This window comes from Clostridium zeae (assembly GCF_017312485.1).
GTDB classification, from domain to species: Bacteria; Bacillota; Clostridia; order Clostridiales; family Clostridiaceae; genus Clostridium_AR; species Clostridium_AR zeae.
The window spans coordinates 154,486-175,724 of the sequence record NZ_BMBA01000007.1; the positions used below are offsets into that span (position 1 = coordinate 154,486).

General features: G+C 33.0%; 14 protein-coding genes and 1 other annotated feature. Of the genes, 13 read left to right on the plus strand and 1 reads right to left on the minus strand.

The window, feature by feature from the left end; all coding sequences use genetic code 11:
* Window positions 1–65 precede the first annotated feature (65 nt).
* From arsB to J3477_RS21920, 5 genes are all read left to right on the plus strand, one after another.
* Window positions 66–1,109 (plus strand): ACR3 family arsenite efflux transporter, encoded by a 1,044-nt coding sequence (arsB, locus tag J3477_RS21900; protein WP_206872343.1) that lies wholly within the window; start codon window positions 66–68, stop codon window positions 1,107–1,109.
* A 63-nt stretch (window positions 1,110–1,172) separates the two neighbouring features.
* Window positions 1,173–1,228 (plus strand) — a sequence feature (sodium ion sensor (DUF1646 type); this cis-regulatory element may regulate processes involved in with the transportation of sodium ions).
* Between the two features lie 117 nt (window positions 1,229–1,345).
* Window positions 1,346–2,563: a Na+/H+ antiporter NhaA gene (gene nhaA / locus J3477_RS21905; RefSeq protein ID WP_206872344.1), complete on the plus strand. Its 1,218-nt coding sequence runs from the start codon at window positions 1,346–1,348 to the stop codon at window positions 2,561–2,563.
* A 238-nt stretch (window positions 2,564–2,801) separates the two neighbouring features.
* On the plus strand, window positions 2,802–3,248 hold the full coding sequence (locus J3477_RS21910; RefSeq protein WP_206872346.1) for a MarR family winged helix-turn-helix transcriptional regulator: 447 nt from the start codon (window positions 2,802–2,804) through the stop codon (window positions 3,246–3,248).
* A 16-nt stretch (window positions 3,249–3,264) separates the two neighbouring features.
* Entirely contained in the window at window positions 3,265–3,894 is a 630-nt protein-coding gene (locus tag J3477_RS21915) for a class I SAM-dependent methyltransferase (protein ID WP_206872347.1), read from the plus strand.
* Between the two features lie 94 nt (window positions 3,895–3,988).
* The gene (locus tag J3477_RS21920) at window positions 3,989–4,489 is read left to right on the plus strand and encodes a GNAT family N-acetyltransferase (RefSeq protein WP_206872348.1); all 501 of its coding nucleotides are present in this window, start codon (window positions 3,989–3,991) and stop codon (window positions 4,487–4,489) included.
* A gap of 135 nt (window positions 4,490–4,624) precedes the next feature.
* Here the strand turns inward: J3477_RS21920 and J3477_RS21925 are convergent, their stop codons facing one another.
* Window positions 4,625–5,539 carry an AraC family transcriptional regulator gene (locus J3477_RS21925; RefSeq protein WP_206872349.1) on the minus strand — a complete coding sequence of 305 codons (915 nt, stop codon included), beginning with the start codon at window positions 5,537–5,539 and terminating at the stop codon, window positions 4,625–4,627.
* 419 nt (window positions 5,540–5,958) lie between these two features.
* Between J3477_RS21925 and J3477_RS21930 the strand changes: the two genes are divergently transcribed.
* The 8 genes from J3477_RS21930 (at window position 5,959) to J3477_RS21965 (ending at window position 21,037) form a co-directional block, all read left to right on the plus strand.
* A complete protein-coding gene (locus tag J3477_RS21930; protein WP_206872350.1) occupies window positions 5,959–7,257 on the plus strand; it encodes an extracellular solute-binding protein in 1,299 nt (432 codons plus the stop codon).
* Between the two features lie 70 nt (window positions 7,258–7,327).
* Complete coding sequence (locus J3477_RS21935; RefSeq protein ID WP_206872351.1) at window positions 7,328–8,290, plus strand: carbohydrate ABC transporter permease; 963 nt, start codon at window positions 7,328–7,330, stop codon at window positions 8,288–8,290.
* 14 nt (window positions 8,291–8,304) lie between these two features.
* The gene (locus tag J3477_RS21940; protein WP_206872352.1) at window positions 8,305–9,138 is read left to right on the plus strand and encodes a carbohydrate ABC transporter permease; all 834 of its coding nucleotides are present in this window, start codon (window positions 8,305–8,307) and stop codon (window positions 9,136–9,138) included.
* A 117-nt stretch (window positions 9,139–9,255) separates the two neighbouring features.
* Complete coding sequence (locus J3477_RS21945) at window positions 9,256–11,088, plus strand: glycoside hydrolase family 66 protein (RefSeq protein ID WP_206872353.1); 1,833 nt, start codon at window positions 9,256–9,258, stop codon at window positions 11,086–11,088.
* An 18-nt stretch (window positions 11,089–11,106) separates the two neighbouring features.
* A complete protein-coding gene (locus J3477_RS21950) occupies window positions 11,107–12,795 on the plus strand; it encodes a glycoside hydrolase family 66 protein (protein WP_206872354.1) in 1,689 nt (562 codons plus the stop codon).
* A 497-nt stretch (window positions 12,796–13,292) separates the two neighbouring features.
* On the plus strand, window positions 13,293–14,963 hold the full coding sequence (locus J3477_RS21955) for a glycoside hydrolase family 13 protein (protein ID WP_206872355.1): 1,671 nt from the start codon (window positions 13,293–13,295) through the stop codon (window positions 14,961–14,963).
* A 269-nt stretch (window positions 14,964–15,232) separates the two neighbouring features.
* Window positions 15,233–17,842, plus strand: a complete 2,610-nt coding sequence (locus J3477_RS21960) for a glycoside hydrolase family 66 protein (protein WP_206872356.1) — start codon at window positions 15,233–15,235, stop codon at window positions 17,840–17,842.
* A gap of 69 nt (window positions 17,843–17,911) precedes the next feature.
* Window positions 17,912–21,037, plus strand: coding sequence for a CBM35 domain-containing protein (locus J3477_RS21965; protein ID WP_206872357.1), 3,126 nt, complete (start codon window positions 17,912–17,914; stop codon window positions 21,035–21,037).
* Window positions 21,038–21,239: the final 202 nt, after the last annotated feature.

The window sequence follows — 21,239 nt, forward strand, 5'->3', positions numbered from 1 at the left end:
AAATGGAAAGCAATCTGATGCATTAATGAGCTTAAGTAAAAATAATCTTTTAAGGGGGATTTTATTTGAAAAGTAAATCAAGACTTTCATTACTTGATAGATATCTTACATTATGGATTTTTCTAGCTATGGCCTTAGGGATTACCTTAGGCTGGGCAGCACCAGGGTTATCAAAAGCGTTATCAAATTTATCTGTGGGGAGTACATCAATACCTATTGCGGTTGGATTAATTGTTATGATGTATCCACCACTAGCAAAGGTAAATTATAAAGAACTAGGGAAAGTATTTAAAAATCCAAAAGTATTAGGCTTATCTTTAGTGCAAAATTGGGTTATAGGACCTGTGTTGATGTTCATACTTGCTATGGTTTTTCTAAGATCAGATTCAGCTTTAATGACTGGATTAATACTGATAGGACTTGCAAGATGTATAGCAATGGTTATAGTTTGGAATAGTTTAGCTGATGGGGACAGTGAATATGCAGCGGCTCTAGTTGCCTTTAACTCAATCTTTCAGGTCATCTTCTATTCAGTTTTTACCTATATATTTGTTACTGTATTGCCGCCAGTATTTGGACTCACTGGGTACAAAGTTAATATCTCTATGGGTGAAGTTGCTAAATCTGTGGCGGTTTATCTAGGAATTCCTTTTGCATTAGGAATGCTAACTAGATTAATTTTAGAACCAATGATGGGAACAGAATGGTATACAAAGAAGTTCATACCTAAAATTAGCCCGTTAGCATTAATTGCGTTATTATTTACAATCATAGTTATGTTTACTTATAAAGGACAGTATATTGTACAGCTTCCATTAGAAGTTGTAAAAGTAGCAATTCCACTTTTAATATACTTTGTTATTATGTTTTCTGTATCCTTCTATATAAGCTATAGATCTGGTATTGATTATAAGAAAACTACAACTTTGGCTTTTACAGCTGCAAGTAACAACTTTGAACTTGCTATTGCGGTTGCAGTTGCTGTATTTGGCATAGAGTCAAAAGAAGCCTTTACAGCAGTTATAGGCCCACTAGTTGAAGTGCCGGTAATGATAGGCCTTGTTAATGTTGCTTTGTATTGGAGAAAAAAGTATTTCCTTAAGAAATAAGTTAATTGTTGATGTTTTATATAGTATTTGATATAATTTAATTAAATAAATATAACTAGATTCGGTTGGGTAAATTATAAGATTTACTTTCAAGCACGTAGTTTCTGGGGTGGGAAGCTTTTTTTAAGCTTTTCACTCTTTTTTATTTGTGTAGAAATTAAAGGATTAAGATTGATTACTAATATGGAAGTTCTATAGTACAGCTGATTAAAATAATAAATGAAAGGAGATTAAATATGCGAAATATAAAAAATGATACACAGTATAACTTATTTTTAAACTTTTTTAGAAGTGAATCTTCTAGTGGAGTAATATTGTTAATTTGTTCTGCAGTTGCGATACTTTTAGTAAACTCTGGTTTTGCTCCGATTTATAATGAAGTATTACATAAGCATATTACAATTGGATATAAAGAAATTTCTATAACTATGCCTATTTCACATTGGGTCAATGATGGGCTAATGGCAGTATTTTTCTTTGTGGTAGGTATGGAGATCAAGAAAGAAGTTTTAGTTGGAGAACTCAAATCTATAAGAACAACCATATTGCCAATCGTTGCTGCTATTTTTGGAATGATTGTCCCAGCTGGTATTTATGCATTATGTAACTATAATCAACTAACTATCAATGGATTTGGAATACCAATGGCAACAGATATAGCGTTTGCTTTGGGGGTAATATCTTTAGTTGGGAAAAAAGCTCCTAAGGGAATTATTGTTTTTCTTACAGCCTTAGCAATAGTTGATGATTTGGGAGCTATTATTGTAATCGCAATATTTTATAGTACTGAAATATCGTGGATGTATCTTTTGATAAGTTTAGTTATATTTATATTGCTTTTGATAGTCAATAAGCTTAAGGTTAAGTCAGTATTTGTTTTTCTTATACTGGGGATGGTATTATGGTTTACAATGTTAAAATCAGGCATTCATGCTACCTTTGCAGGGGTGTTACTTGGAATGACGATACCTGGTTCAAAAGATCAAGAAAAATTTAAAAAATCAATGCTAAACAAACTTGAAAGCATAGTAGCTCCATGGTCCTCTTACTTCATTATGCCAATATTTGCACTGGCTAATGCTGCGGTAGTTATAAATTATAGTAGTCTTTCAACTATTATGGTTACACCAGTTAGTATTGGAATAATATTAGGACTTGTTATAGGAAAGCAATTAGGTATATTTCTAATTTCTGTGTTATTAATAAAGTTTAAAATTGCTCAACTACCTTCGGAAGTAAATATAAAACATCTATATGGAGCAAGTGTTCTTGGAGGAATAGGATTTACAATGTCAATATTTGTTTCATCATTATCATTTACAGATGAAGAAGTATTAGCTACAGCAAAAATGAGTATAATGGTAGCATCGATTTTATCTGCTATATTTGGGTTAATAGTTTTTAAATTAATTAAAATTAAGGAAGATAAAACAACACAGATTAAGACTAATTAAAATTTACTTCAAAGACTTTAGCCCTCTCATTATGAGAGGGCTTTTTATGATTTGGCTATATTGAAAAATGATGCAAAAATATCAAGGGAATAATACTATTAGACATATTAATCCATATGTAGTAAGAGTTATATAGAATTACTATTAACATAAATAACAAAGTAATAAATATTTTCAATAAAAATAGTTGTATAATCGAATTATTGCATATTAGAATAATTGTAGGAGGTAATTGGAAATGAATTTTATAGATGATGCAAAACAATTAAGAGAGTTAATTAGGGGGCTTGAAAGAAAGCTTGGTATATTAGAAGATAATGGCTTTTCGTGCTGTGGTATAACTATATCTCAATGCCATGCTTTGGTAGAGATAGGTCGTGCAAAGAGTATTTCATTAAATCAATTAGCAGAATTATTAAACTTAGAAAACAGTACTATGAGTAGAACAGTAAATAATCTCGTTTCAAACGATTTAGCTAAGAGAGATATTGATCCACAAGACAGGAGATATGTAACCATATCGCTTACAGATAATGGACAGAAGGTTTATGAAGGAATTGAAAAAGATATGAATCTATACTTCAAGAAAATCTATAATGCAATTCCACAAGATAAGAAGCAGCAAGTGTTAGAAAGCGTTGAAATACTTCTTAAAGCCATAGATGAAAGTGATTGTTGCAAATAATAAGGGAGGTTTTTATATGGAGATTGATAGTAAAGGTTATTTTCAAGAAGTAGCTAATCAATGGGATACTCTAAGACAAGATTTTTTTAATGAAGAAGTTAGAGATAAGGCTTATGAAGTTGCAAAAGTAAAAGAAGGTGAACTTGCAGCAGATATTGGCGCAGGAACTGGTTTTATTACTGAAGGATTACTCAAAAAAGGACTAAAGGTTATAGCAGTTGATAGATCTCAGGAAATGCTTGAACAAATGAAGCAAAAGTTTAGTTCTTTTGAAGTAGTAGAATATCGTCAAGGTGAGGCAGAATGTTTACCAATTGAAGATGGAGCTGTTGACTATACTATGGCAAATATGTATTTACATCATGTGGAAGATCCTTTAGTTGCAATAAAAGAAATGGCTAGAGTTATAAAGTCAGGTGGAAAACTTGTGATTACAGATTTAGATGAACACAAATTTGAATTTTTAAAAACAGAGCATCATGATAGATGGATGGGATTTGATAGGAAAGATATAGAAGACTGGTTTTTAAAAGCAGGTTTAAAAAATGTAGTAGTGGATTGTGTTGGTGGAAACTGTTGTGCTACTTCAAGTTGTGGCTGTGAGAAGGCTGACATTAGCATTTTTATTGCCTATGGTGAAAAATAACTAGTTATTAGAATAATATAGATTAAAATTGGGGGATATAAGCAAACAACCTCAAACCTTAACAAATATATGTTTATTAGAAAGGAGAGTGCAAATGGAATATAAAATTGAAGAAATGAAACCATCAGATTGGGATCAAGTACTAGAAATATATTTAGAAGGAATCAGAACAGGATTAGCTACCTTCCAGACTGAAGCCCCTACATGGGAAGCATGGGATAAAGGTCATCTTAAATCCTGTAGATTAGTTTTAAAGTCAGATGATGATATAGCAGGCTGGGTGGCATTGAGTCCAACTTCTAGTAGAGCTTGTTATGAAGGAGTTGTAGAAGCGAGTATTTATATCAATGAGAAATATAGAGGTAAAGGCCTCGGAACAATTCTTTTGACTGAAGTGATAAAACAATCTGAAGACAATGGAATTTGGTCAATATATTGTGCTATTATTCGAGAGAATACTAAGAGTATAGAAATGCATAAAAAATGCGGCTTCAGAGAAATTGGTATAAGAGAAAAAATTGCTAAGATGCCTAATGGAATATGGCATGATGTAGTTATAATGGAACGGAGAAGTAAAGTTGTTGGAATCAGCTAAACAATTTATTATGAATATTTTAAGCCCTCTCATTGTGAGAGGGCTTTTTTGCAGCAATATTTTATTTAAACTCATCGAAGCATCGGGTGATTAACCGCTTAATTCAATAAGGTGATTTAACAACGTTTAATAATTTTATATAGTAGTTTCACTTTTTTGCTTTATATAGTTTGAAGGAGTGGTTCCAGCAATCTTTTTGAAAAGTTTGCTAAAATAATAAGGGTCATCTATTCCAACTAGATAGCCAACCTCAGAAATTTTTAAAGGAGTAGCATCTAGTAAGTCTTTAGCACGATTTATTCTTATTGTATTGAGGTAATTTATAATGGTGTATCCAGTCATCTGTTGAAAAACTCTATTTAGGTAGTCATAGTTTGACTCAAAATTCTGTTCGATGTCAGAACTGGTTATCTTATTTTGATAGTTTGAGTTTAGATAGTGTTGAATATTCCTACATTTTACAAAGGCTTTTGAAAACTGTGGCTGGGAATTTTCTATTTTTGTGGAGGTATAGTTCCTGCTTATTCTTATTAATATCTCCAAGAGTTTTAAAGAAGCCATTGTTTTATAGCCTTCGTACTTATGATAATAATCACTATCAGCATTTACTAATAAAGTCATTAATTCATTTTCGTCTTCATAGTGATAGTTTTTTGGTAAATAAAATTCAGGGTTTGTATCAGATAGCTCACTAAGATATTCACTATGAAGAGAGGCCTTTCTTTTATTCATGAGATTTTTTGCTATTTCATCATAAGACTTAGTATTTAAATGCGAAATTTTTGGGTGTTTGAAGTGAAAGTAATAATAGTGGCAGGAAGCTTCCTTGTAGCCTCTATGCTCGATATTTGGCTCTAGTAGTAAGGTATCTCCTTTATTCAAATGATATTCTACATTTCCTTCTCTGATGTAGAGTTCACCGCTTTTGACAATATATAATATATACTCGTTGATGGTTCTATTAAAATGTTTCCAAGGTTTTATATAATCTATATGACCTATTAGCCTTACTGCTGGCACAATACTTGTATCTATGGATAATAAATTCATGTGAAACCTCCGCTAATATTAAAAGTAGCTATAATACAAAAAAGGTATAAATTGTACATTTAATATTATTGTATAACAGATTAAAATAAAATCAAAGATATACAAAATATATACCAAGGTTACATAAAAGATACTTATATGGAAGAACATAGATAATAATACTTCTGAAATTAATGATAGAGCTATACATAGTAATAATAAATTTTAGAGTACCTTTTAGTCAAACTTAAGCTAAGAGCTTGTGAAAAAGTATCAAATAATAAAGGAGTGATATAAGCTATATATATTTATGCAGATAGCTAATGGAATTTAGTTTATCTGTGCAACCGATTCCCTAGCAAGAAAACGTTTAATGATTTTATGAGCTTATAAGTGCTAAATGGTACTTAAATATAAAGCAAATTATGGGGGGATGGAGAATGAAAAATAAAAAAATTATTGCGTTAATTTTAACAGGCCTTATGGCTTCTTCGTTGTTAGTAGGCTGTGGTGATAAGTCTTCGAATACGAGTGAACAAGGCACTTCAACAACAACTACAGACTTGACGAAATTAAAGGGGCAAATTGAAATGTGGAGTACCTTTACTGATGCAGAAAATAAAGTTTTAAAAGAAAAAATAGTTCCTGCATTCAATAAAGTATATCCAGATATCAAGGTCAAGATTACACCAATGCCTAGTGGAGATGATTACAAAAAGCAGATTCTTCAGGGCGCCATGAGTGGTACTGTGCCGGATCTCGCGAGAACAGATATTGTGGATGTGGCTCAATATGCAGAGCAGGATTATTTAGAGCCTGTAGATAACATGCCAGGCTTTGATGACTTGAAGAAGGAAATTTATGAAGGGCCAATGAGTACAAATTTCTATAATGGTCACTATTATGGTATACCTCTTGATGCAAACACAAAAATTGCTATCTATAATAAGTCAATGCTTGATAAAGCTGGCTTTAAAGAAGCTCCTAAGACTATGGATGAATTAGAACAATATGCTGCTAAAGTAAAAGAGGACAAGATAGCTGGAATTGGTATAGCTGGATTAGAATCTTGGGCAATAGCTCCATATTTCTTATCACTAGGAGGTAAGGTCACAGATGATAAGAACACAAAGGCATCTGGATACTTAAATAGTGAGGCAAGTGTAAAAGCACTTGAAAAGATAGTAGAGTGGAATGATAAAGGTTATATAGCTAAGAGTTTACTTGGTGGCGAAGGTACTTGGGAAGGATACAATGCAGGCCATTATGGCATGATTGATGACGGTCCATGGTGGTACCCATCAAACAAAAATCAAAAGACAGTTAAGGATAATGTAATTTTTGCTCCAATTCCAAAGGGGGATGGAGGAAGTTTTTCAGTGGTTGGAGGAGAAGATACAGTAATATTTAAAGCTTCAAAGAATAAAGAGCAAGCGTTTGCTTTTGCAAAATTCTTAGCTTCTGATGATGCTCAAACAATATTTACTACTGAGCTAGGTATGATGCCAGTTAATACAAATACTGCTAAGAAATCTATTGTTACTGACAATGCAATACTTAAAACATATATGGATCAGCTTAATTCAACTTGGGCTAGAACACCGAGTCCAAAGTGGGGAGACATCTCAAATATAATTAAAGAGGACTTTGAGTTATCGGTAAGAAAGAAGAAGAGTCCAAAAGCTGCGTTAGATGATGCTGCAAAAAAAGTAGATTCGTTACTTCAAGCAAGCAAATAATTTATATATTACAGATTGAGGATTAGAGAGAAAATTTAATCCTCAATCATAAAAAAGGAGAGTGATGCATTTGGAAAATAACACAGTGACGGTTTCACAGAATAGAGGTAAAAAGATTAAATTTAGTAAAAAGCAAAGAGAAGCTATGGAAGGTTGGGCGTTCGTAGGGATAGGCTTTTTACTCTTCTTAATTTTTGTAGCATATCCACTGCTTAAGAACATTATGATGGCTTTTATGAATTATAGTGTTAATCCAAATAAGCCAAGTACATTTATTGGACTAGCAAACTTTAAAAAAGCATTCTTTGTCGGTGGAGCAATAGATGAAAGCTCTAAGTTTTATTTATCCCTTAGAAATACATTGCTGGCAGTAGTAGTTACGGTACCGATTCAATGGTTCCTAGGAATGATTATAGCTATACTAATTGAGTCTCTTTCTAGAGGTAAGGTATTATATAGATTTTTATTGTACGTTCCAGTTATTTCGGACTGGATAGTAGTTGCTATATTATTTAAATATATTTTCCAAGATACTCAAGGTTCTTTGGTAAACTCGATTCTTTTGAATCTACACCTCATAAGTCAACCGGTCTCGTGGCTTCAAAATGAATGGACAGGAAATATAGTAGTGTGGGCACTTTGTATATGGAAGGGCATTGGTTGGGTGATGATAATGTATACTGCAGCTATACAAGACTTGCCTAAAGATATTTATGAAGCTGCTGATGTAGATGGAGCATCTAAAAAACAGCAAATGTGGAAGATAACACTACCACTCCTTGCATCTAGAACTTATTTTATAATAATTAATCTGATAATAGGTGCTTTTAACATAATGCTTCAGGTAATGCTTGTTACTGGAGGCGGACCACTTGGAAAGACTGATGTCCTTTTAGACTATATGTACAACAAAGCTTTTTCAAGTTTTGATTTTGGATATGCAGCAGCATTAAGTTTAATCATGTCTGTAATTCTAATAACTATTTCTACTATTCAAAGAAAATTTATTAAAGACTCAGAAATTCAGTTTTAAAGGAGGATGCAAGCATGGTTAGAAGTAAAGTTGGACAAGTGCTGCTGCATTTGGTTCTTATGGTAATGGTTATAATGGCACTATTACCATTCTTAAACATGATAAGTACATCTTTAATACCCAATACTTATGTTATGCCTTCGAAGCCACAAATAATTCCTAAGCAATTCTATTTAGGAAACTATATCACTGCTTGGACAGGTGAAAATTTTTCAAGATATTTTTTAAATAGTATATTCGTAACTGTTGCAAATACAGTATTAACTATTTTTGTATCATCTCTATCTGGTTATGGATTCGCAAGACTTAACTTTCCAGGAAAGAAGATAATTTTTAACATTTATATATTTTCTCTTATGATGCCCGCAGTTCTTGCTTTAATATCGCAGTTTACTATATTACAAGGGCTTCATTTAGTTGATACTTATACAGGTCTGCTGCTTTTATATGTCAGTGGTGGAATAGCTGGTAACACTTTCTTTTTGAAAGGTTTCTTTGAAACCATTCCAAAAGAATTAGAAGAATCAGTAATAATTGATGGAGGAAATAGGTGGACCATCTATAAAAAAATAATATTACCACTTTCAAAACCGGCTTTAGCTACTATGGCGATAGGAGCTTTTTCAGGAACTTGGATGGAAGTATTCACAGCATTAACTGTAATAAAAACTCAATCGAAGAGAACTCTTCCTATAGCAGTAAAACTACTTCAAAATGGAAAAGCAACTCAATGGGGCATAATTTTTGCCGCTGCTATATTGGTTTTAATACCTGTAATAGTTATATTTATAGTCTTTAATAAACAGTTTATAAAATCAGGTGGAAATGAAGGTGCTGTAAAGGGATAAGCATAAACTACTTCATCCCTCAGACGAGAAATAAAGATTTTCACGGATTTACGAATTTTTATTTTGAACAATTCCAAAATGAAATAGTTTTGAATCTAGACACCTTATGAAGGAGGAATGTTTACTTTGAAAAAAAGATCCATTATAGCTGCAATAGTGGTGATTTCAATTGGAGGTGGAGGCTTAGCTTACAAGTTAAAAAACTTTAATGCGGAAGCTAGTACAAAAGTTTTAGAAAGTGGGAAGCTTATAAGCGATGTTTATACTGATAAAGCCAGGTACAATCCAAAAGATAGTGTTAGTGTAAAAGTGGAACTGGATAATAAGTTTAATAAAGCCTATAAAGGTTCTTTGGAAATATATTTTAAGTATTTAAATAATACTGTGGAAAAGAAAAAATTAGAACTTTCTTTAGGTAGTAAAGAAAAAAAGACAGTGGATATTTCTTGGAGTGCTCCTTCAGAGGATTATAAGGGATATTTAGTAGAGGTATATGCAACTCATGGAAGCTATGTAGATGATAACAAAAATACTGCGGTAGATGTTTCATCAAACTGGGATAGATTTCCTAGATATGGATATATAGCCGAGTACCCTGATCAGAGCAAGGACAAGACTGAAAGTATTATAGATAATATAAATAAATTTCATATTGATGGTCTGCAGTTTTATGATTGGCAGAACAAGCACCAAAAGCCTCTGCCAGGTGATGAAAGTAATATTCCGAAGTTTTGGGCGGATATAGCTAACAGAGATATCTATTTTCAAACGGTAAAAGACTATATTGATTTAGCGCATAGTAAGAATATGAAAGCTGCAAACTATAACCTAATTTATGGAGCATATACAGATTATCAGGAAGATGGAGTAAAGGCAGAATGGGGAATATATAAGGATAGCTTTCATACAGAGCAGGATGGATATCCACTTCCTGAGGGATGGGCATCTAATATAGCTATATTTAACCCGGCAAATAAAGATTGGCAAAAATATATATACAATAAGGAAAAAGAAGTTTTCAAAATATTAAACTTTGATATATATCATATGGATACCTTAGGCAACAGAGGAACAACCTTTGATTACGATGGCAACTTTGTCAATCTGCCTGATACTTACACTGACTTTGTTAATAATGCAAAGAGCTCTCTTGGAGTTGGAGTAATTTTTAATACAGTTAATAGATATGGTTTGGAGCAAGTAGCAAAGTCAAACGTAGATTTTCTTTATTCAGAACTTTGGCCATCAGACTATCCTAATTATTACTATTTTAAGGACACCGTTGATAAAGGATATGAGCTTACTTCTGGTAAGAAAAGCACTGTAATAGCTGCTTATATGAACTACGGATCAGCAGGGGTTCCTGGAGAATTTAATGAAAATAGTGTTAGGCTAGCAGATGCAGCTATATTTGCTGCTGGTGGTGCTCATATAGAGTTAGGTGATACTGGTATGCTAGGCAGAGAGTATTTCCCTAACAAGAATCTGAAGATGACAGCTTCTTTAGTAACTGCTATGAGAAACTATTATGATTTTTTAGTTGCTTATGAAAACTTGCTAAGAGATGGATTGAAGGATAGTAAAAATCCTATAAGTCTTAATGATATAAAAACCAGTACTAATGGACAAGCAAATACAATTTGGACCTATGCAAAAGAGAAGAATGGCTATGAAGTTGTACAGCTTATAAACCTTTTAGGTATGAATAAGGAAGCTTGGAGGGATGATGGTGCAAATTATGATGCACCTGAAACAAAGAAAGACTTAAAGCTTAACTATACAATTAAGACAGGCAAGGTAAAAGGAGTTTATTTAGCCTCTCCAGATCTAAATGGAGGAAAAGCAATGAAGCTAAATTACAAAATAACAAAAGAAGGAGTGGATACTAAACTTCAAATCGATGTTCCAGAGCTTCAGTATTGGGACATGGTATATATAGAAAAAGAATAAAATCAGGAGGTATAAAGATTGATTATTAAAGATATATATCCAGCAAAAGCTCAATTTAGAAATGGAGAAAGAATAGGAATAATTGTAGAGCTAGAAGGTGAGCTTGAATCAGATATACTTAGGTGTAATGTATACAAGCTTCATGAACAAATTCGAACCTTAGAGATATTTTTATCTAACAAAGAAGAGAAGGTTACCTTTGAATTTGATATAGATAATTGTGAGGACCTTATTTCGGGGTATGGGGTTGAAGTTGAGCTTTATCATATGGATGAAATGAAGCAGGCCTTGAGCACAGCTTTTGATATTTTACTGTCATGGAAGTATGCTCCAAGGTATGGGTTTTTAGCTGATTTCTCTAAAGCAGATTTAGAGGATAAAGAAGATTTGAAAGAAATGAATAAATTCCATTTAAATGTGGTTCAATACTATGATTGGATGTACAGACATCATGACTTAATACCTAAATCTGACATATTCATAGATCCTTTGGAGAGAGTGTTAAGTTTATCTACAGTAAAAGACAAAATTGATTTAGCACATAAATATGGTATGGGAGCTATTGCTTATGGTGCAGTTTATGCCTCAGCTCCAGAGTATTATAAAAAGAACAAGGATTTAGGTATTTACAAGAATAATGGTGATATATATGGTTTTGGGGATTTCCTTTATATGATGGATATATCCAGAGAAAATAAGTGGCATGATCATATAATTAATGAGTTTTACAAGGTAATAAAGCTTGGATTTGATGGTATTCATATGGATCAGTATGGATTTCCCAAGGAGGCTATTAGCAGAATAAATGGGAAAAGGGCAATAAGAAATCTAAGGGAAGATTTTCCGAATCTAATTAATGATACTAAAAGGTATATAGAGGAAAAAGGAGAAAAAGTTAGTTTAATCTTCAATGCAGTGAATAACTGGCCAGTGGAAACTGTGGCAAAGTCTGAGCAAGATGCTGTTTATATAGAGGTATGGCCTCCTAATGACACTTATCAGGATTTATATAACTTGATTACAAATGCGAAAATATATGCTCCAGATAAGCAGGTTATTTTAGCTGCTTATATGAAGCCATTCTTAGAAGAATTAAATATTCCTGTAGAGCAAGCAGAAAATTCAACCTTGTTAACTATGGCTACAATTTTTGCCAGTGGAGGTTTTCATTTGCTGTTAGGTGAAAACAGGGGAATACTTGATGATCCGTATTATCCTAAATATAGAACCATAGAAAATGAGAAATTTAATGAAAAACTCAGAAACTACTATGACTTCATAGTGAAATACGAAGAACTTTTATTTGATTTTGACATAATAGATACCAGTATGGTAAATACCGGTGGAATAAATGGAGAATATGTAATTAAAGGAGTACAGGCTTCACCTAAGGTAGAAGCTGATAAAGTTTGGTCCTTAGTAAAGGAAAAGCCAGATTTTAAAATTATTAACTTAGTAAACTTTAAAGGTATCGAAGATATGAATTGGAATGAGCCTAAGGAAAAAATTCCTTCAAAGGTAGAGGATATTGAGATTTCCGTACTTACATGCAATGAAGTAAAGGCTGTATATTTAGCGTCCCCAGATCTAAATAAAGGAAAATCAATTAAGTTGAATTTCAGTTATGCTAAAGGAGATCAGGGAGATGAGATAAGGTTTATAGTCCCTGAACTTAACATTTGGGATTTAATTTATATCATGTATTAATGATATAAATTTTTACTTAGGATATACCAGTTCTAGTAAGTTAAGATTTATGTTTACTAATAAATAATTGTATGTTTTGTGAATTAGGCTATATTTTACTAGGAACTGGTACATCTTAAGGTGTATATGAATTTGAAATTTAAGCTTGAAAAACATGTAATTCTAAGGGTTTTTAGAAGATAGTATTTTCCATGAAAAGTGCATAACAGCAAGGCTAACTATTCTTATATTTTTTAAAATATAAGAATTTATTAGGACTATGATGTAACAAGTTTACTTGTGATTGGTTTAGAAAGGTAAGAATTGATTTGAATATAGTAGTAAAGTGTTTGTTTTATAAGTTAATAATTATTTGAAAGAGTAATTTTAGTTGAAAAGCTATATGAATACGGAGATAAAATAATAAAGTATCTTTGTAACAAATATATGATAAGTTAGAATATTTAAATTAAATGGTGATAGTAATATACAAAAACATTATTACAAGGAGGTAAAGTATGAACAAACAGTGGTGGAAGGAAACAGTAGTATATCAGATATACCCAAGAAGTTTTAAGGATTCCAATGGAGATGGCTTAGGTGATTTAAGAGGAATAATTGGAAAGTTAGATTACCTAAATGAATTAGGAGTTGAGGTTATATGGCTTAGTCCAATATATAAGTCACCTAATGATGATAATGGATACGATATAAGTGATTATAGAGCAATAATGGATGATTTTGGCACGATGGAGAATTTTGATGAGCTTTTGGAGGAAATGCATAAAAGAGGTTTAAAGCTAGTAATGGATTTAGTTGTAAATCATTCCTCAGACGAGCACAAATGGTTTGTTGAAAGTAGAAAATCAAAGGACAATCCTTATAGAGATTATTATATATGGAGAAAAGGGAACAAAAGTAATCCTCCAAACAACTGGGGGTCCTTCTTTAGCGGATCAGCATGGCAATATGACGAAGCAACTGATGAATATTTCTTACACCTTTTCTCGAAAAAACAGCCAGATTTAAATTGGGAAAATGAAAAAGTAAGATGTGAAGTTTATGATACGATGAAATTCTGGTTTCAAAAAGGTATTGATGGTTTTAGAATGGATGTAATAAATCTAATATCAAAGGTTCAAGGATTGCCAGATGGAGAAAAAGGAGAAAATGATCTTTACGGCAATGGTTTTCCTCTCTTTGCCAATGGCCCAAGAGTACATGAATTTCTTCAGGAAATGAATAGAGAAGTTCTAAGTAAATATGACATAATGACTGTGGGAGAAGCACCTGGTGTAGACCCTGATACAGCAAAGTTTTATGTCAATGAAGACAGAGATGAGCTTAATATGCTTTTTCAGTTTGAGTTAATGGATATAGATTCTGGTAATGGAAAGTGGGACTTAAGACCCTGGAAGCTAACAACCTTTAAAAATATAATGGTTAAATGGTATGAAGCTTTGAAAGATAAAGGCTGGAACTCACTATTTTTGAACAATCATGATCAGCCTAGAATGGTTTCTAGGTTTGGAAATGATAAGGAGTATAGAGTAGAGTCAGCTAAAATGCTAGCTACTCTTCTCCACACTTGGCAAGGAACACCTTATATTTACCAAGGTGAAGAGATTGGTATGACCAATGTACAGTTTGACATAGCTGAATACAAGGATATTGAAATAATAAATATGTTCAAGGAAAAGACTGCTCAAGGCATGAAAAAGGAAGAACTTTTGGAGTCGATCTATGCAAAGGGCAGAGATAATGTAAGAACTCCTATGCAGTGGGATAATTCAAAAAATGCAGGCTTTACCGAAGGAGAACCTTGGCTTAAGGTTAATCCCAATTATACAGATATAAATGTTAAGCAGGCTTTGGAAGATAAGAATTCAATATTTTATTATTATCAAAAGCTCATTAGGTTACGCAAAGAAAACCCTATCATTGTGTATGGAGATATAAAACTTTTATATAAAGATGATGAAAATATCTTTTCATATATAAGAAAGTTTAAGGATGAGAGTCTATTAGTGATACTTAATTTCTTTGAAAATGAAGTTGAGTTTAGGCTTCCAACAGATTCCAAGTACAGGGAGGCAGAACTTCTAATAGCTAACTATGAAGTTGATACCAATATTATAGATAACATTTTGCTAAAACCTTACGAAGCTAGAGTATATATTTTGCATTAAATTAGTTTTAGCAGGTTATAAAATAGACCACTTCTAATTTTGCTTTTACAAAACTTAAAATTACATGTTTCTAATTTTTTATAAGGCATAAAGTGATCTATCTAAAGGATTCCTCTACTGAAATTTAATTTATACTTGTTCGAAAACCTGTATTTTGAGGATTTTCTGGCAGGTACAAATTAATAACAGAAGTTGGAAGCCTATATTGATTATGAAAATGAAAGGAGGAGATAAAAGCATAAAAAATGGATTTATGAGGGGGGCAGGAAATGTTAAAATTTAAAAAGCTTAAATCTTTAACTATACTTTTCTTCTTAGTATTAGTCCTGGTTGTTTATCAGGGTAGTAGTAATGAAAAGGTATATGCAGCGAGTCCTTATGTAAATAATATATATACGGATAAGGCTAGATATAATCCTAATGATAAGGTAACAATCTATGCAGACTTAAGTAATACAAGTGGGATAAGCTTTTCAGGTGCTTTGTATATGGAGATTACTCATAATGAAACTTCCGTATATAAGGCAAGTCAAAGCATTACTTTAGATAATGGACAAAATGCAACTAAAAGCTTTCAGTGGACAGCACCTACTACAGACTTTCAAGGCTACATGGTGAAAATTTATACTGGAAGTGGAGATTATAAGACAGGAGCTATAGATGTATCAAGCAACTGGACTAAGTTTCCAAGATACGGCTATATACCTAGCTTTGATAGCAGCATAACTCAAAGCGATGTAACAAAGCAGATAAACACGTTAGCTAGAGACTATAATATTAATGCTTTCCAATTCTATGATTGGATGTGGAGGCATGAGGTACCTATTAAAAAAAGTGATGGAGTAAATCCTGATGCTAGCTGGACAGATCTATTTAACAGAAATATATCTTATAATACAATTCAAAACTATATAAATGCAGTTCACAATAATAATGGAAAAGCAATGGCCTATATGATGTCCTATGCTGCAAGAGAGAGCTACACAGACTATGGCGTAAATCCTTCTTGGGGACTATTTCAAGATAAAAGTCATCAAAATCAGCTTAATGTTAATTTTAACAATGGTAAATATTTATGGCTTTTTGCACCGTCCAATTCTAGTTGGCAAAACTATATAGGAAATGCCTATAAGGATGTTATTAATACAGCAGGTTTTGATGGTATACAAATGGATCAAATGGGACAAAGAGATAGCATCTATGATTATAATGGAAATGCTTTTAATTTAGGGACATCCTTCTCAAGTCTTATTAATTCAGTAAAGAGTCAGTTACAGAGCAATAACTCATCGAAAAGTTATGTGGATTTTAATATAGTTGATGGTACAACCAATGGATGGGCTTTAGATGACGTAAGCAAAAATTCTAATACAGATTTCAATTTTAGTGAAATATGGTGGAAATCAAATAATTATAATGACATAAGAAATTATGTTGAGCAGCTAAGAAATAACAGCAATAAAAAAGCTGCAGTATTAGCAGCATATATGAACTACAATGAAAATTTAGGCCCTAGATATGAGGCTGAGGATGCTTCTTTCAACGGAGTAGATATTGCTACTAACCATACTGGATTTAGTGGAAGTGGCTTTCTACAAAATTTTGCTCAGCAAGGGGATTATGTTCAATTTACCGTAAGCGCAAATGAAACTATGAATTATCCTTTAGTATTTCAATATGGAGATAATTCAGATAATGCTACAAGGACAATATATATTGATGGTAATAAGGTTGGACAAGTCCAATTTTACCCTCAAGGTACTTGGGATAAGTTTGTATATGACGCATACATGAATACTACTTTGACAAAGGGAAGCCATACTATCAAAGTTTCCTATGATAGTGGAGACACAGGTTCCATTAATCTGGATTCACTAACCTTAGGGGAGTTTGATGAAAACTCTATAAGACTGGCTGATGCTGCCTTTGAGGCAAGTGGTGCTACTCATATAGAATTGGGAGCTGGGCTAGATGATGCTATCATGCTACCACATGAGTATTATCCAAATACAAGTAAAGTAATGACGGGAGCTTTAAAAAATTCAATGAAGCAAAATTACAAGTTTATAACTGCTTATGAAAATCTATTATTTGACCCAAGCATAAGCTATGGCGATCAGGGAAATCAATATATTAACATCAACGGTGAAAAAATTTCCGGGAACGGTACCAATGGTTCCATATGGCATATGACTAGAATGACAAAAGATTATGATATATTACATCTAATTAATCTATCAAATGAAACAGACAGTCAATGGAGAAATAGTACTAACGCACCAATAGTTAAAAATAACTTAAATGTAAAGTATTATGTTCCAACAGATGCAACAATCTCTAATGTATATCTAGCTTCACCAGATCTTAATGAAGGAACAAGCACTGCATTAAGCTTTACCACAGGTACAGATAGTGTAGGAAAATATCTTTCCTTCACAGTTCCAACCTTAAATTATTGGGACATGATATATATCAAGAGAGACTTAACTGCACCAGCAAACAATCAATATGAAGCTGAAAATGCTATAAAGACTAATATTACTACAAATACAAACCATGTAGGTTATACTGGCACAGGTTTTGTGGATGGTTTTGCTGAGCAAGGCGATGAGATAACCATGGAAGTAAATGTAGGTACAGCAGGTAACCATACTTTAAATTTCAGATATGGAAACAATACTGGATCAGAAGCTACAAGACATGTGTTTGTAGATGGAAGTTATGTAGGTATACTTCACATGCCTAACCTATCAAATTGGGATACATGGGGAAATGCTAGCCTTAATATCAATTTATCAGCAGGTGTACACACTATATGTATGTATTATGATGCTACAGATAGTTCTGGTATAAATCTGGACAATTTGACTGTAAAGTAACTCTAGAATAATTTGAATGGGAAACTAGTTAATATTACAAAGATGATTAAATTTTGATTGGAGGATTAAATGATGAGAAAATTTATGAGTAAAAAGGCAGCTGGTACCTTTGCATTTATCTTGGCAGCCAGCATGTTCTATAATGTTAATCTAAAAGCTTCAGCACAGACCTACCCACAGTCAACCTATGAGGCAGAAAGTGCATCACTTCATAATGTAAGTATAGATACAAATCATGCAGGTTATTCAGGCAGTGGTTTTATTGATGGTTTTGTAGATGTAGGAGATTATGCTGATTTCAACATTTCAGTTGCTACAACTCAAGATTACACTTTAAGACTTAAATATAGTAATTACACTGGTGCTACAAATGTAAGAGAAGTTTATGTTGATGGAAAATTCATAAGCAATGCATATTGTAGCGATACAGGAAGCTGGGACAGTTGGAAGACTACTGATGTAGGAACTAACCTAACAGCAGGAACTCATATAGTAAGAGTTGCGTTAAATAACAGCAAGGATGGAGCTATAAACTTAGATAATCTTGTTGTTACACAAAAGAACGTTTCCGTTAGAAGTCTTTATATGTCTAACTGGAAGGATACAATGGCTATATGGCAAGCCAGCAAGCTTAGTGATAATGATACTACAAGTGCAAAAGGTCCAAGACTTTCTGAACTAAGATATTCAGGAAATTGGAATGTAAATCAAATACAAGACTATACTGGTTTCTTCAGAGATGAAACCAACAATGTAAAATATGATCAAACTCATAATTTTGATTCCGAAGGTTATTATGACGAAAACGGAGTTTTACACAATAACTTCTTAAAATATAATGGATCAAACTTACCTAATATGGAAATCTCTAAGGATTATGTTGCAGTACCAAATCAAAACTTTATAGTATCAAGATATACCTTAAAGAATACTGGTACTTCAAGTATTACCTACAGCGTATTAGATATGCTGCATCCAAACAATACATCTTCTAATAACGTAGCTGCTAACTACGATTCTTCAAGAAATGCATTAATAGTAAATATGAGTGCATCTGGACAACCTTATATGGCTTTAGGTGCTTTTACTGCTCCAACCTACTATCAAGCTGCTAATGATGGAGATTCTAATACCTCAAGTTCAACTTGTGCTTCATGGTACACTTTTGATGGAAGCGGCTCTTTAAAGAACAATTCAAATGTTTCAGCACAAAATGTTTCTGTAGCATTTGATCAAAAGGTTACAGTACCTGCAGGAAGCTCTCAAAACGTATATTTCTATGTAGCTTTAGGTTCAAACTTAAGCAATGTACAAAGTATCTGTGATACAGCAAGAGCACAATCAGGAGATAGCTGGTTTAACAATACTTCTTCAAGCTACTCAAGCTGGTTTAACGGAAAGACTGTACCAAGCTTCAATGATGCTGACTTGACTTCAGTATATAAGAGAAACTTAGTTATGATAAAGAATGCGATAAGACCAGGTAGCACTACAGCTGATGGTGCTATGCCAGCTACTACTAATCCACTTAACTACAGCTATAAGATATGGGCAAGAGACTCAGCTGTAACAGCTATGTCTTTAGATGCAGCAGGCTTTACAACAGAAGGTGAACGCTATTGGAACTGGCTTGCAGCAAGACAAAGCACAGATGGAAGCTTCCATACCTGCTTCTGGTTATGGGACAACACTAATGCAAACTTTGTTGAACCAGAAAATGACTCCATAGGCTTCTTCTTAATAGGTGCATATAAACATTATAAGGCAACTGGAAACAAGGCTTTTCTAGATGGAATATACAAAGCTGTTAAGAACTCAGCAAATTATATTATGACCAATATGGATCAGACCACTGGATTTGGACCAGCTGATAAGAGTATTTGGGAAGAAGGCGATTCTCCTGAATATTACGCATATACACAAGCATCCTATGCAATGGGACTTAAATCAGCAGCTTTAATTGCTTCAATCGAAGGAGACAACGCTTTAGTTGACAGCTTTAATGGTGCAGGGAGTACCATTCTGACTGCTATTAACAGAGATGATACAGCTTCACCAAAAGGACTTTGGAATGTAGCTAATGGATATTATGATAGATGTATAAATACTGATGGTACAGTTAACACTCTAGAAGATACTTCAACAAATATACTATTTGCTTTAGGTGCTATAGATGTTAACTCTTCAAGAGCTACTTCTCATGTAAATAAGATAGAAAAAGATCTAAATGCGGACACTTATGGTTTACCAAGATATGCAAATGATACCTTCTATTACACTTCACAATGGAGTCCTTCAGGAAATGAAGCTTTAGAGGCATCACCTTCTTGGCCACAAATGACAATGTGGGATTCTGTTTACCAGACTTACAAAGGAAATGGTTCAAAGGCTTATGATATGCTAGAGTGGTTTAAACACAGAACAGGAACTGGCTTTATGGTTACAGGTGAAGCTGTAAGTAATGTTACAGAAGCACCACTAGTAAGTACTGCAGCAGAACCAGTTACTGCAGCCTCATTTGTACTTGCTAGTCTTGCATACTCTAGCAATTATGACATGAGAGTTTATTCTTCAGAAAATAATGCAGGCTGCTACAAAGGAATAACAGTAACAAATGGAGCAAGTGCAGATTGGAACCAATATAAATATGTCCCATACTATGTAGACCCATCTAATGATGGAATAGTTGCAGATGGACAAACTGATATAAAGAAAGTGTATGTATCAAATGATGACTCTAATATTTATATAAGAATAAATAATGCAGCTGGAAACTTACCAACAACAACTGATAATTCCTTCCAGGTTTCTGCTTATGTGGAAGATTTCGCAAAGACCGCACCAACAACAAACTCAACTCAATATGGAACTGCTTTAGGCAGAAATATGGCATATATGTTTACAAGAAAGAACACTGATGCAGGTTATAGCAAGTACTCAGTATCAAATGGAAGCTGGACTCTAAATAAGAGTATAACTTCTGTTATAGCACCTCAATGGGATGCTGCTACTGGTGGAATTGAAATTGTTATCCCAAGATCAGAAATAGGATCTCCAGCAAATGGCTCTTGGGGACATATAACAGTAGACTTAAGCAAGTATGCAAACAGCAATTGGCAAGATCAAGACACACTTAGATTAAACTACAAGATTACTGGAAGCAGTGATACTTGGTTATACGGTAACTTTGAGTAAAAGTTAAATTGATCAGTGTATAAAATTAATATTCTGGATAAAAGTGTTACATCTTTATAGTTAACTTAACATTATAAACCAAAAGGATTGAGTTAAATAGAAACTAACTCAATCTTTTTGGTGTTTAATCATGTTAAAAAAGTTTTTTGAAAAATTCATATTTAATTTTATAATCTTTCTTACTAAACCATCTCATCAAAAT